Annotated in this window: 12 protein-coding genes; 5 read left to right on the forward strand and 7 right to left on the reverse strand. The window is 49.4% G+C overall.

Annotated features, from left to right (window positions below):
- Nucleotides 1-64: 64 nt before the first annotated feature.
- Both tmk and mltG read right to left on the reverse strand, forming a co-directional pair.
- Nucleotides 65-697: a dTMP kinase gene (tmk, locus tag AADH33_RS12100; protein WP_348549991.1), complete on the reverse strand. Its 633-nt coding sequence runs from the start codon at nt 695-697 to the stop codon at nt 65-67.
- A 175-nt stretch (nt 698-872) separates the two neighbouring features.
- A complete protein-coding gene (gene mltG, locus AADH33_RS12105) occupies nt 873-2180 on the reverse strand; it encodes an endolytic transglycosylase MltG (protein WP_348549037.1) in 1308 nt (435 codons plus the stop codon).
- 125 nt (nt 2181-2305) lie between these two features.
- Between mltG and AADH33_RS12110 the strand changes: the two genes are divergently transcribed.
- Both AADH33_RS12110 and AADH33_RS12115 read left to right on the forward strand, forming a co-directional pair.
- Nucleotides 2306-3070 carry a DpnI domain-containing protein gene (locus AADH33_RS12110; protein ID WP_348549038.1) on the forward strand — a complete coding sequence of 255 codons (765 nt, stop codon included), beginning with the start codon at nt 2306-2308 and terminating at the stop codon, nt 3068-3070.
- Between the two features lie 79 nt (nt 3071-3149).
- Entirely contained in the window at nt 3150-3341 is a 192-nt protein-coding gene (locus AADH33_RS12115; RefSeq protein ID WP_348549039.1) for a DpnD/PcfM family protein, read from the forward strand.
- A 4-nt stretch (nt 3342-3345) separates the two neighbouring features.
- Here the strand turns inward: AADH33_RS12115 and AADH33_RS12120 are convergent, their stop codons facing one another.
- Together AADH33_RS12120 and AADH33_RS12125 are read right to left on the reverse strand one after the other, a co-directional pair.
- Nucleotides 3346-4386 carry an aminotransferase class IV gene (locus AADH33_RS12120; protein WP_348549040.1) on the reverse strand — a complete coding sequence of 347 codons (1041 nt, stop codon included), beginning with the start codon at nt 4384-4386 and terminating at the stop codon, nt 3346-3348.
- An 8-nt stretch (nt 4387-4394) separates the two neighbouring features.
- Nucleotides 4395-5024: a hypothetical protein gene (locus AADH33_RS12125; protein ID WP_348549041.1), complete on the reverse strand. Its 630-nt coding sequence runs from the start codon at nt 5022-5024 to the stop codon at nt 4395-4397.
- Between the two features lie 671 nt (nt 5025-5695).
- Here AADH33_RS12125 and aroE point away from each other — a divergent pair.
- Entirely contained in the window at nt 5696-6556 is an 861-nt protein-coding gene (gene aroE, locus AADH33_RS12130; RefSeq protein WP_348549042.1) for a shikimate dehydrogenase, read from the forward strand.
- An 18-nt stretch (nt 6557-6574) separates the two neighbouring features.
- On the opposite strand, the gene AADH33_RS12135 is transcribed toward aroE, so the two are convergent.
- Together AADH33_RS12135 and AADH33_RS12140 are read right to left on the reverse strand one after the other, a co-directional pair.
- On the reverse strand, nt 6575-7696 hold the full coding sequence (locus AADH33_RS12135) for an FUSC family protein (protein ID WP_348549043.1): 1122 nt from the start codon (nt 7694-7696) through the stop codon (nt 6575-6577).
- A gap of 17 nt (nt 7697-7713) precedes the next feature.
- Complete coding sequence (locus tag AADH33_RS12140; RefSeq protein WP_256713775.1) at nt 7714-7836, reverse strand: hypothetical protein; 123 nt, start codon at nt 7834-7836, stop codon at nt 7714-7716.
- A gap of 448 nt (nt 7837-8284) precedes the next feature.
- On the opposite strand from AADH33_RS12140, the gene AADH33_RS12145 reads away from it, so the two are divergent.
- Nucleotides 8285-10105, forward strand: coding sequence for an acyl-CoA dehydrogenase C-terminal domain-containing protein (locus tag AADH33_RS12145; RefSeq protein ID WP_207968939.1), 1821 nt, complete (start codon nt 8285-8287; stop codon nt 10103-10105).
- Nucleotides 10106-10314: 209 nt separating this feature from the next.
- Here AADH33_RS12145 and ybaK read toward each other — a convergent pair whose 3' ends face one another.
- Nucleotides 10315-10803 (reverse strand): Cys-tRNA(Pro) deacylase, encoded by a 489-nt coding sequence (ybaK, locus tag AADH33_RS12150; RefSeq protein WP_348549044.1) that lies wholly within the window; start codon nt 10801-10803, stop codon nt 10315-10317.
- Between the two features lie 352 nt (nt 10804-11155).
- Here ybaK and plsB point away from each other — a divergent pair, with 352 nt between their 5' ends.
- Nucleotides 11156-13855 carry a glycerol-3-phosphate 1-O-acyltransferase PlsB gene (gene plsB, locus AADH33_RS12155; protein WP_348549045.1) on the forward strand — a complete coding sequence of 900 codons (2700 nt, stop codon included), beginning with the start codon at nt 11156-11158 and terminating at the stop codon, nt 13853-13855.
- Nucleotides 13856-13933: the final 78 nt, after the last annotated feature.

Below are 13933 nucleotides of genomic sequence, written 5' to 3' on the forward strand. Positions count from 1 at the left end.
ACCAGACAAGTAACCATAGAGAAACCCCCAACCGACGTTGGGGGTTTTTTCTACGCCGCCGCTTTTATATTAGCTCCAGCCTCTGTTGTACCGCCTGCCAGATGCGCGCACCAACCTCCTCGGCGCTGCCCGACGCCTCGATGCGCTGTATGCGCTCAGGATACTGGCGCGCAAGCGTGTCAAACCCCTCATACACCCGCGTAAAAAACGCATCCGCTTGCTGCTCAAAGCGATCGGCAGCGCTGCGCTTGCCAGCACGCCGCATCCCCTCAGCGACTGGTAAATCTAACCACAACGTCAGCTCAGGCAACTGCGGTACAAACTGGGCAATCAGCATATCAATCTTCGTGCGCACAGCCTCATCACCATGGGCGCGGCCAAACCCTTGATAAGCCACGGTTGAGTCGGTAAAACGATCACATATCACCCACCTGCCAGCTTGTAGCGCGGGCAAAATCACTTGCTGCATATGATCGCAGCGCGCAGCAAACATCAACAGTAGCTCAGTGTCGTCATTTATGTCGGTCGCAGGGTCTAGGAGTATCTGGCGCAGATGCTCAGCAAATGGGCTGCCACCAGGCTCGCGGGTACGCAGATAGTCGATACCACGGCTATCTAAACGTGTGCATAGCTGCTCGATCGCTGTGGTTTTACCCACGCCCTCAGTGCCTTCAAAACTGATAAAGCGACCTTGTATTATCTGATTACTAGTAGTGTCTTGCGCCAGATTGTTATCGGCATTGGCAGGTATAGATACAGACATGAGATGACCTTGTGTCATGGCTAAGCGCTATGAGGTGACATAGCGCTTGATAAATAGGGGTATGGTTTCAAAAAGAGCATCACGTAACGGAAATTATTGCTAACGGGTATTACTGCGGCGGTGTTTGTGCTTTCTTGTCGCGCATGACGCTTAGGTAATCTTTTACCGCTTGATTGTGCTCAGCCAAGCTATTGGTAAATTTGTGCCCGCCATTGCCTGTTGCCACAAAATATAGCGCCTCGCTATCTGCTGGATGCAAGGTCGCCTCGATAGAAGCGGCCGACGGCAGGGCAATGGGCGTTGGCGGCAACCCATCGATTTGATAGGTGTTATATGACGTTTCTTCATCGATGTCTTTACGGCGAATATTACCATCATAACGGCTGCCCATACCATAGATGATGGTTGGGTCTGTTTGCAGGCGCATGCCCTTATCCAAACGGTTTTTAAACACTGCCGACACCAACGGACGCTCATCAGCGATGCTGGTTTCTTTTTCGATAATAGAGGCCATGACCAGTGCCTGATAAGGCGTCTGATACGGCAGGTTCGGCGCACGGCTTTCCCACGCATCAAACAGCGCTTGCTGCTGACGCTTATACAGATCCGTTAGTACCTGCTTATCGGTTGAGCCTTCCCCATAATAGTAAGTGTCTGGCGCAAACCAGCCCTCAAGGTTGTGATTGACGATGGGATCGTTGCTACTGATTACCGCCTCTGGCAAGATACCGACCAAGTCGAGCCCCTGAGCGATGCTGGCATTACTCGCGGGAGGGGTGCTGTCGTCACTATCTAGCAATACTTCTTTTTTGATGCCTGGGTTGTCACGTAAAGTCTGATAAAGGTCGCTTGCGGTCTTGCCTTCGATGATCTGTATCTTGACCATGGCAGCTTTTGCGCCTTGCTCTAGTATCTGTAGTGCCTCAGCGATGGTTGGATTTTCAGGCAGCTGATAGATACCAGCGTGCAGCGGCGCATCGACTTGCGACTTGATATAGAGCTTGGCCACACTGGCAGAAAACAGCGGAATCTGCTGTTGCCACTGCGGCAATAGCCCATAGTAAGTCTGACCCTGCTCAATCGTCACCATCTGCGCTGGCTGCTCGATACGGCCAAACAGCGTCTGATAAACCATCACCAAAAAAAACGCGGCGATTAGCCCCAGCACCAGTAGCACCTGATAGCCCCGCTGCATAAAAAACGACGGATTGTCGACTTTGTAAGTGCGCGGTTTGCCCTCGCCGCTGATGAGCGATACATCTGTCGCAGGGGTGTCTGCTACGTTGGTGGCTGACGATTCTACAGGCGTGTCATCCGTACGCGGCTTTTCAGCATTCGACGATGCAGCATGGTCTTGCTGGTTTTCTGGTGTATCATTGGGGCGTTCGGGCGGCGACTCAGGGGTTGGTGTGCTCATGACAACTCGCAGGGCAGAAGTTTGCTAGAATTTAGCACTGAACCGTGTGATTTTCAATGGGATTTGTTTAGCTTGTTACTTTTACTGCAGCGCTTACACCTACTTACTGGGCACAAAAACGCATCATGAACTTATATTTTAATCAAAGTCTGGCCGAAAACTACAACTCCAAACCACAGATTATTCGTGTGCTTAGTGAGGCATGGGTAAAAGACAACGGTTACTGCCCCAACTGCGGCATTCAACCATTAGCTGAGTTTAGCAATAATAAACCTGTGGCTGATTTTTATTGTGCAGCTTGTGCCGAGCAATACGAGCTAAAAAGCAAACAATCAAAACTAAGCAATATTATCAATGATGGCGCTTATGCCACCATGCTTGCGCGTATCAATAGCGACGACAATCCAAGCTTCTTCTTTTTGACCTACTCCCAAGAGTATCGCGTTAATAATTTTTTGATTATCCCTAAGCAGTTTTTTAAGCCCGATATCATTATAAAACGCAAACCATTGGCAGCCTCTGCCAGACGTGCAGGTTGGGTTGGCTGCAATATTGACCTGCGCCGAGTACCAGAAACGGGAAAGGTGTTTTTGGTCAAAGACCAGCAAGTGATACCGCGCGACAGTGTCACGCAGCAGTTTCAAAAGACGTTGTTTTTACGTCAGCAATCCATCACTTCACGAGGTTGGACGCTAGATGTTTGGCAGTGTATTGATAGATTGGGTGATAAATTTAGCCTACAACAAGTTTATGCTTTTGCTGATGAATTACAACTCAAGCATCCTGACAACAACCATGTAAAAGATAAAATTCGCCAGCAACTACAAGTGCTACGAGATAAAGGCATTATTGAGTTTGTGGGCCGTGGCCAGTATCGAAAATTAAGATAAGCTTACTATAGGCGATCACTTCTCTAAAGTCTTTTTGCTAGGATCAGCAGCACCAACCCTAGCAACAGTGAGAATGATTATGAAAAATGACACAGGCTTAAAAACTTATCAAATAGAAATAGTTGAAACGATGAGCGCTATTATAGACATAAAGGCTGAAGACGATTCTTCAGCGATTATGCAAGCGCAAGAGAAGTATAGAAATGAAGATATTGAGTTAAATTATGATGATTTAGTTGATACCAAATTTAATATTTTTGATGTGAAGTAAGCGACTAATTAAACTCAACCACCTCACCTGATAGCAAAGTAAGCGAGCTCATCGGCATTACTCCGCGCAGCGCATTACAAAAGAATAGCCGCGTTATCTGTGGCAAATCCTCATCATGTAATGAACGCATGACTACTGGTCGTTCTGTATTCGCAAGCGCATCGATGATTACCTGTCGCATGACCCCAGCGACACCCGACTGCGCCATCGACGGCGTATACCATTGGCCAGTGATCAGATAATTGGCCTGAGTCTGGTCGTTATCGCTGCTGGTTGACACAGGTGGCGGCGACTCTGCTAGTTGATAAAACACATTGCTCATCGTGCCCTCCACCCAGTGTCCGCTCATATCGCGTAGCAGACCTTCGCCGATCTCTGGCTGTGGAGGGTTTGGCACCGGCTGAGCATTTAACCATTGCGCTTTGTACCGTTGCAGCTCACCGCTTGCGAGGACATTATCCAAGCGATTGAGGCTTTTGAGTCCAGCCAATGGCGGCGGTAGGCAAGCGATCTTCGCCGATAGACAAACGGCGGCACAATTAGGCTGCCTAGGCATCCTGCGTCCATCAGGTAGCGTGATTTGCTCTGCTGTCTTGACAGGCATAGCGGCCACTTTTAGCCAGACATCACAGGCGCGACCAGCTGCATCAGACGCATAGCCATAGCCGCGTACCGCCTGCGTACTACGCGTGACGATCAGCTTTAGCATGCCTTGTTGCAGCTGTTTGCCATAGACGGACAGTTGGCTCATGAGTGCTGGGCAGTCTATATCCAGCTGCAGTGCTTTTGCATGGCTAAGCAGTCGCTGTCGATGCTGCTGCTGCCACAGTATCTGCCCGTCGACGACGCCCATGGTGGTAAAGAAACCATCAGCGTATGCCAGTCCGCGATTGTCTAAGGCGACTGCAGATGCTGCTGATCGTTGTTTTGCAGCATCTAAGTCTAGCGGCTCTAGGTGCTGGCCGGCCAATTGTAGACAGTGCCAAGCACTGCTCGGTAGGGAGGCGGCGTTAGCAGGCGGTAGTGCTATATCAGATGGCAGCATCGAATCGCTTAGCCGTCATCTGTTTGGGCGGCTGATTTATTGATGATCAGCATACAGCTATAAAACTCACACTTGGCCAGCTCGACTTTTTGACCACCGATGACTTTGTTTTTGACGACTTGGCCCGCCAGCATATCGGCGATGACTTTACCGCCATCGTCGCCCATCAGTTGCCGTGCCAGCTTGTAGGCTTTTTTGGCATGGTTTTGACTGTGCTCTTTTTCTGTTTCTGAGTCGGTGGGGTTGGCATAGTACCAGCCAAGCTCGAGATATTTTTCGGAGTCGATAATATCCAGATACGGCGCGTCGGTCTTCATAAAACGATATTTGGATGCTGGATTGCTGGCATAGTCGAGACTGTTTTCATCTGTACTAAGCACTTTGCCAAATGTGGTTTTGATGCCGTCCAGCTCGGTGACCTTTAGGGGCTCTACTTTTTCATTGCTCCATGCCGAGACATCGTATTTGACAGGCGTGCCCTGCTCAGCCACCGCGCCGTCGAGGTCTGAGTTTGAAGCCGCATTGTCTTGGGTTTGCGGTTCAGTAACGGTCTGCGCACTGCTATCGGTGGCCGCATCTGAGGTTTCGGGATCGTTTTTGTTGCTATCACAGCCGCTCAATGACAGAGCCGTCGCCATTATTGTACCGACTAGAAGGGTCTGTAGGTTATTATTCCACATGGGCAATTTACTCACACTTTTAGATGGGTCTCAACGTAGTATTAACGAGCTGGCAGCGATGCCGCTGATAACGATGAATGATTGGGTAACAGCTTATGCTTTATTCACTTGTACTTTATATTCACTGGTACTTTATAAAATAGTGATGCTCTACTCTATATAGTCAGTTGAAAATAAAACTGTTATATAAATTTAAACGCGCTACTGGTATAAATTTTACTTGCGTGCTGCGTTCCCAGAGGCTGCGCAACCTACGTTTAAAAATAGCATCCCAGTAGCGCTATGCGCTTTTTAGAGGGCATCGACTATATAGCTCATACGCGCCTCATACGCTTGTTAGTTTACCCAACTGCATAACACTTGACTACCCTTTACGTTACGCATCCCCCTCCCAGAAAGTACAGATTTGTTAAAAACCTAACCCAGCAAAGCCTTTTTCAGCAAAACCTTTTTTGGAAAACCTGTTGTCAAAAAAACGCATAGCGTACTTCCGCTTCCGCATAGCCATGACCTATATCAATCTGCTCAAGCGTAGGGTTTGTCAACACCCGCGTTATCCCTTATGATGATTGGCCTCTAGCAGCGATTTATCGATTATCTTTTGCCCATTGTTTATCCGCGGACTCTCTATGACCCAACACTTTATCGTCATCGGCAATCCCATTGCCCACAGTAAATCCCCTGAGATTCATGCCCAGTTTGCCGCTCAGACGGGGATGAATATTAGCTATCAGCGTCAATACTGTCCTGATGATGCCGCCAGCTTTACTGCGCTGCTCGAAGCGTTTTTTCATGGCGGCGGCGTGGGTGCCAATGTCACTGTACCGTTTAAACAAGTCGCCTATGCATGCTGCGCGGCGCGTGGCGGCTTGTCTGAACATGCCAAAGTAGCAGGCGCAGTCAATACTTTATGGTTAAATACAGCATTGTTAAAAAACGGTGCATCCATCTCTGAGGCCATTTATGGCGATAACACAGACGGTCAAGGTTTGGTCAATCATATACTGAGCTTGGGCTGGCCACTCGCAGGCGCGCGCGTGGCACTGATCGGCGCTGGCGGCGCAGCTCGCGGGGTGATTTTGCCACTGATTCAGGCAGGTATCGGTGATTTGAGCATTGCCAATCGCACAGTGAGCAAGGCGGAGGAGTTGGCTTGTGAGCTGAGCGCTGCAAGCGACGTGATTGACGCACATGCTATCTCGACCTGCGCGACAAGCGAGCTGACAGGAGCCTTTGACATTATTATCAATGCCACCTCTATTGGGCTATCTGGTGAGACGTTGCCACTGGCAGATACGCTAACGGCTCATTATGCCTATGACATGATGTACGGACGCACGCTGCCGTTTTTGCAGCACTTTGCCACTCGCGGCGCGCAGACATCAGACGGTTACGGCATGCTCATCGGCCAAGCAGCCTTGAGCTTTGAGCGCTGGACGACGCAAAAGGTAGATGTCGCCGTAGCGACTGCGGCGTTACATGATAAATAATACTGTGATAAATAGCGCCTAACCAACACGCGCCAGCAGCCAGTTTTCTATACGCCTCAATGGGCGACGTAGGCGCATCGAATGCATGGCCAGCCCGCCACCTAGGCCGACCACGCAGCCGAGCGCTGTATCAAGCATCCGCGCACGCATGACTTCCTCGGCTATCGGTGCCACCATCGAGGCACTGCCGTACTCTGCGATAAAGATAGTCAGCGGCGTGATAAAGATGACGGCCAGACCATAATGCCGATCGACCAATGACTCAATCAACAGCATCATCGCGAGTATCGAGGCGGCCACGCCCCACTGTGACAGCCCCCACGACAGCATCCAGCCAGCGACCGCCATGCCAGCAATGGTGCCGAGTAGTCGGTGTAGCTGCTTGATCCACATCGTGCGTAGCTGCATACCCTGAATGATGATAAAACAGCTCATCGCCGCCCAGTAAGGATAGGGCATCTCAAAAAACATGGCGAGCGCCAAGGTCAAGCTGACAAAGCCCGCCACAATCGCACTATCACCGATCGTATCTGCTTCATAATGATAGACAGGCGCAGGCGCGACCGTACGCGTCATCAACAAAAACAGCGTATACAGCGCCGCCAATAACATCGACGCCCCGCTGCCCAATACCACCAACCCCATCGCCGCTGGCACCTGCGCCAGTGGTGTCGGCATAAACAGTGCTATCGCGCCTGCCATCATCACAAACAACCCCGCAGGTGGCGGCTGACGATAGTAACGCCCCAGCACCACGACCCCAAAGGCCATCAGCACAAACACCGGCAACCTAAGCCATGGCAACTGCTGAGCTATCAGCCCTAAAGCAAAGCTCATCGCCATCGCAAACCCCCATGCCATGACCGTCACCAACCGATACGGCAACGTACCCACCAGCGGTAGGTTTAAGATAATCATCGCCCCCAGCGACGCCTTAATACCTGAAGGCAGCGCATCAAAATATGCCCCGACAAACACCGGAAAACTAATAGCAAGGGCGGCGATAATGGGCATGTGCCATGGTCTTTTGCTGCGATTGACCTTAAGCAGATGATCCAGCTCGCCATCGATGAGCGACTTGATACGAGTCCACAAGGCGGTGCGCCAAACGACATGCTGGTTGCGTAGTTTTTTGCCCATAATTGGCCTACTGTCTCCTAGATATAGGTGTATTTGCTCGGTGGCCTACCCTGCTCTTTAGGTAATGCTTGCTTAGGTAATGCCTGTTGATTATTGTCACGCTGCTCTTGCTCCCAAACCGCTGTGATAACGGTGGCCACAAAAGCAGAGCACTGATATAAAAACACTGATATAAAGGTGTTGATATAAAAGTGCTAAGATAAAACTGCTAAAAGAAAAGTGATAAAAGTAACAGACTAAAAAAAGCCCCATCATTCGTATTTCAACAAAACTAAAAGTAATAAACTTTTATTAAAAACATGAATATTAGTTATCTATTGTATATTTGTATGCATAGAAGATTTATACTCATACAAACGCCATAGCAGCTGACTTTTACTAAGGACGTTTGTAGGGCTTTCATGGAAGACATCGACTGGCTGCTCTTATCACACTCCATGACCACTGACAGACGACCAACAGACCATTGGTTATCAAATAGATACAGTGTCTACCTCTATCCCAAATAAGTAAAGATCGCTTACATAAACACTGGCTCAACGACTGCGCCACAAGCCTATGAGAGCGAACCAACCAAAGAGAGCGATTATGTTAACTTACAAAGCACCCTTACGTGATATCAAATTTTTGATCAACGATGTGTTTGATTATCAGACGCATTACAAAAGCTTAGACAACGGCGAAAACGCTGATCCCGAAACCGTTGATATGATTTTGCAAGGCATGGCGGATTTTGCCGAAAACGTCCTATCACCACTTTACCAGCCTGCTGACGAAGAAGGCTGTCATTTTGAAAACGGTGAAGTCACTACCCCAAAGGGCTTTAAAGAAGCTTATCAGCAGTTCGTCGAAGGCGGCTGGCAAGGCATCTCATACCCTGAAGAGTACGGCGGTATGAACTTGCCGATGTCCATCAACCTCATCAAAGCTGAGATGATCGGCACGGCCAACTGGCCATGGGCGATGTATCCAGGCCTATCTACTGGCTGTATCAATACTTTATTACAGTACGGCTCTGATGAGCAAAAAGCCATCTATCTACCAAAGCTGGTCGAAGGCTCATGGTCAGGTACCATGTGTCTGACTGAGCCGCAGTGTGGTACCGATTTGGGGCAAGTAAAATCAAAAGCCATCCCGCAAGAAGACGGTACGTATAAAATCAGCGGCACCAAAATCTTTATCTCAAGCGGTGAGCACGACCTAACCGACAACATCATTCACATTACTTTAGCACGCCTACCCGATGCCCCAGAAGGCACGCGCGGCATCTCGCTGTTTATCGTACCGAAGTTTTTGCCAAATAGCGATGGCGAGTCAGGCGAGCGCAATGCGGTGGTTTGTGGCTCTATCGAACACAAAATGGGCATCAGTTCATCATCAACTTGCGTCCTTAACTACGATGGCGCGACAGGCTACCTAATCGGCGAGCCAAACAAAGGCCTAAAAGCGATGTTCACCTTTATGAACACCGCGCGTATCGGTACGGGTATCCAAGGTCTGGCGCACACTGAGCTGTCTTTCCAAAACGCCTTGCCTTATGCCAAAGAGCGTCGCTCGATGCGCACTTTATCAGGCACCAAAGATCCTAAAAAAGTGGCAGATGCCATCATTCATCATGCTGATGTTCGTCGTATGCTCTTGACCCAAAAAGCCTTTGCTGAAGGTGGTCGTTCGATGATCTATCACTCAGCGCGCTATGCGGACAAAATGTCACAAGGCGTGGCCAATGGCGATGAAGCAGAGTTTGAAAAATGGGATGACAAGCTTGGTTTTTATACCCCTATCCTAAAAGGCTTTTTAACTGAGCTGGGTATCGAAGCGGCCAAGCACGGTCAGCAAGTCTATGGCGGCCATGGCTATATCAAAGAATGGGGCATGGAGCTGATCGCTCGTGATGCTCGTATCGCGACCATGTACGAAGGAACCACGGGCGTACAGGCGTTAGATTTGCTCGGTCGTAAGGTCATCTTGCAATCTAAAGGCAAGATCATCCGTGATTATACCTCAAGCATCATGAAATGGTGCGGCGAGTATGCGCTGGATAAAGACATGCGCAAGTTCGTTTGGGCATTGACCAAGCTATGTGCTGAGTGGAACACCTTGACCGTTCGTCTGATGCTGATGGCACGTAAAGACCGCGAAATCATCTCTGCAGCCTCTGATGACTTCTTGATGTACTCAGGCTATGTGATGATGGGCTATCACTGGGCGCGTATGGCAGCGGTCGCGTATGACAAACTCGAAAACGGCGGTACAGAAGCGCCAGAGTTCTACCAAGCCAAAATCCAAACCGCCGAGTTCTATTTCGATAAGCTACTGCCACGTACGTCAGGTCACGCCGAAGCCATGGTCGCCCCTAGCGAGAGCATGACAGCGATGGATATCGACAGCTTTGCTTTCTTAGACTAAGACTGCCCCTCGCACTCATTTATAACGATGAAAAAGCGCCTATGATTTAGGCGCTTTTTTTATGTGTCATAGAATACCAAAAAGCGGGGGAAAATATCTGCGAGAAGATAAAAATGTGGTCGAGTTATATATGGTGAGTTCAGTATAAAAACGATAGTCACAAATACCAACAGCCATCAGCCTATCGATACCATGTCGATACCATGCTGCTAGTCATCGGTGATCGCAGCAAAATGCGCATTTAGCGTCGTGGCCAATTGATGCGGCGGCAACTCTATCTCTAAGCCGCGACGGCCACCGCTGACATAGATGGTAGACTGCGTTTGAGCTGAGCAATCTATCATCATCGGCAAGCACTTTTTTTGTCCAAGCGGGCTGACGCCGCCCAGTACGTAGCCGGTTGTGCGCTCAACCAGTTTGATATCTGCCATTTGTACTTTTTTGCAAGACAAGGCTTTGGTAGCAGACAACGCTTTGGCCATTTTTTTGAAGTTTAAGGTCTTATCAACGGGCAATATGGCCACGGCAAGCGCGCCTGCATCGCTCGATACCACTAAGGTCTTAAAGACTTGAGCGGCATCCACGCTCAGCTTTTCTGCCGCCTCCAGACCAAAAGAGGCTGCTTGTGCATCGTGAGTGTATTCGTGTAATTGATAATCCAGACGGTGTTTTTTGGCAAGATTGATAGCAGGCGTCATAGGGGGTTCACTTACCTTTTTTAATAGATGTATTTTAATAGATATCAGAACAGAGCGGCTTTCATCAGTCAATGCGTCCATTATTGCGCTAAACGGATCAACTTTCAAACAATTGTACCGCCAGCTGCGCGCGCCTAGCCTTGTTTTTAAAAGCTGTCTTTCTCTGCTGTCTTTCTCTGCTGTCTTTAAGTGCTGTCTTTAAGCGCTGCTTTCGCTTACTGCCCGATGATTGATAGATAAGCAATGACCGCTGGCTTATGAATATTGGTAGTATATACAGACAGCATATATCGCTTTGCTGGCTTTTATGGCATCATAAGCGCACTATATTTGATGACTTTTGATACTGATTATGATACCGAAGTTCCTAAAAAAACGGATTTTTAAAGCGCCCGTCACCACGGACAATACCGCAACTGACGGCCAACCAATCACGCCTAAGCCTTATGCAAATGCCCCGATCAATCAGCTCTATCGCAAGCTATCGGGTCAAATGCTGGACGTCGCGGTCAAACCCAAATTACTAGGAGAGCTGCCTGAATTTGACAGCGACGATCAGACGCTCAGGTTTTATGTGCTGCAAGATTATTCGCGCTCCAATAGTATTTTGATTGACCTACAAACCCAAGAGCACAACCTGCCGCCTGCGTTGGTCGGCGTCCAAGATAGCGCTCATAACATCAAAGAAAACGCCGCTATTATCTTTTTAAAGCACCCAAGTGCCAAAGACAGCCAACTCTCGCCGCGACTATCGCGTTTGGTCTCTGCGGTGTTGCAGTACCCAGAGCTAAAGGTTCGGTTGGTACCGGTGTCTATTTTGTGGGGGCGTGCGCCAGAAAAAGAGGACTCGTTATTTAAGTTGTTGACCGCCGATAACTGGGAAGACCCTAGTATCACCAAGCAATTATTTAATATCGGAGTGATGGGGCGCGATACCTTTGTGCAGTTTCATCCGCCGCAGGACTTGCGCGCGCTGATCCACGAGCAGTTACATACCACGCCCGTAGAAGACGACCATACTCAACCTATCAGCGACGAGATGCCCGCTTATACCATGACCACTGGCGCGGATGGCAATCGCGAGCTGGTGCGGATGTTGCAGCAGCAGATCACCACCTATCTGGACAAGCAGCGCGCCAGTATGCTGGGCCCTGATTTATCAGACCGCCGCAACCTTGTAGACAAGCTCGTGTACTCGCCTGCCATCAAGCACGCAATAGAAGCCGAAGCCAAGGCTACGGGCACCAGCGTACGTGAAGCGCGCAGTGTCGCCAAAGGCTATGCCAATGAGATGGTCAACGACTACTCGCACTCGATCATTCGTGGTTTTTACAAGTTTTTGACGTGGCTATGGACACAGCTATATGATGGCGTCGAAGTCCATCATTTCGAGCGTGTACGCGAGCTGGCGGCAGACTACGAGCTTGTCTATGTGCCATGTCATCGTAGCCATGTCGACTATTTGCTATTGTCTTATGTCATCTACAAGCGCGGTCTGAGCATTCCTTATGTCGCCGCTGGTGACAATTTAGACGTACCAGTATTAGGGCCGCTACTACGCGGCGCGGTGGCGTTTTATATTCGCCGTAGTTTCCGTGGTAACGCGCTTTATACCGCGGTATTGCGTGAGTATATGCATACTCTCATCACCCGCAACACGCCGATTGAGTACTTTATCGAAGGAGGCCGCTCTCGCTCAGGGCGATTGTTACCGCCGAAGATGGGCATGCTGGCGATGACGGTTCATAGCCAGCTGCGCCGTACCAACAAGCCTGTGGTATTTATTCCGACCTATATCGGTTATGAGCGCATCATGGAGGGCGGCACCTACGTTGGTGAGCTAAAGGGCAAGCCAAAAGAGTCCGAATCCCTTATCGGCTTACTCAAAGTCGGGCGCAAGATCGAGCGTATCTTTGGTAATGTCCATTTGAGCTTTGGTACGCCGTTGCACCTAAGCGACTTTATGACCAAGTTTGATGTGCCAGCAGACAGCCTGCCTGCCGATCGCACCGATACCCCGCTTGACGAAAAAACCAGCGCCATGGTGGACAATATCGGCGTCAAAATCATGCAGCATATCAACAAAGCCGCTGTCATCACGCCAGTATCGCTATTGTCACTGGTATTGCTATCAGCCCCAAAAGCGGCGCTTGATGAAGACATTTGCCGCGAGCAAATCGCCTTGTATCAGGGGCTCGCCCAGCAGCTGCCTTATGCCGATGATACTTTTATCACCGATATGAGCCCGCAGCAAATCATTGATTATGGTATCAAGCTCAAGCTCATCGAGCGCACGCCGCACATCTTAGGCGACATCATTCAGATTGCTGGCAAGCAGGCAGCGTTGCTCAGCTACTTCCGTAACAATATCTTGCACGTCTTTATTTTGCTGTCGTTCTTATCGGCCTTGGTCGCTCGTAATGGCCGCATCGAGCGCAGCCGTTTGGACAATATTGCCACGCAGCTGTATCCGTTTTTACAAAGCGAGCTGTTTTTGTACTATCCGGCGCACAGCCTAAACGATACCCTCAACAAAAAAGTCGATAGCCTGCTCGCTCATGGTCTTATCGTCGAGCTTGGCGATGGTATCTTGAGCGTCCCTGAGTCCAATAGCAAAGGCTATCAGCAGCTACAAGTACTGGCCACGCCTGTCGGGCAGAGTCTTGAGCGTTACTTTATGACCCTTGCCCTACTCGCGCAGCAAGGCTCGGGCAATCTGACTGAAAACGAGGTCGTGGATTTGTGTCACTTGCTCGGTCAGCGCTTGTCGGTGCTATATGCCGACGACATTCCAGATTTCTTTGATCGGGCGTTGTTTACTAGCTTTATCAGTGCCTTGACGCGCCTTGACTACTTACAAAAAGAGGAAGAAACTGGGGTGCTGACCTTTGATCATCGTATCAATGACATCGCTCACCATGCTAAGTACGTCCTGACGCCTGATATGATGCAAATCTTGCAGCAAGTTGCAAGCCTAGATGAAGAGGAAATTACCCACGCGATTACTGAGATTAGCAATAAAAAGCAGCGTAAGTTTGGTCGTAAACGTTAATTGATACCATTATATTAAGCCGCTCACGATACTGAGCAGCATAAATAAAAAAAGACCTCTAACTGATTAGAGGTCTTT

It is taken from the genome of Psychrobacter sp. KFRI-CH2-11 (assembly GCF_038239325.1).
GTDB lineage: Bacteria > Pseudomonadota > Gammaproteobacteria > Pseudomonadales > Moraxellaceae > Psychrobacter > Psychrobacter celer.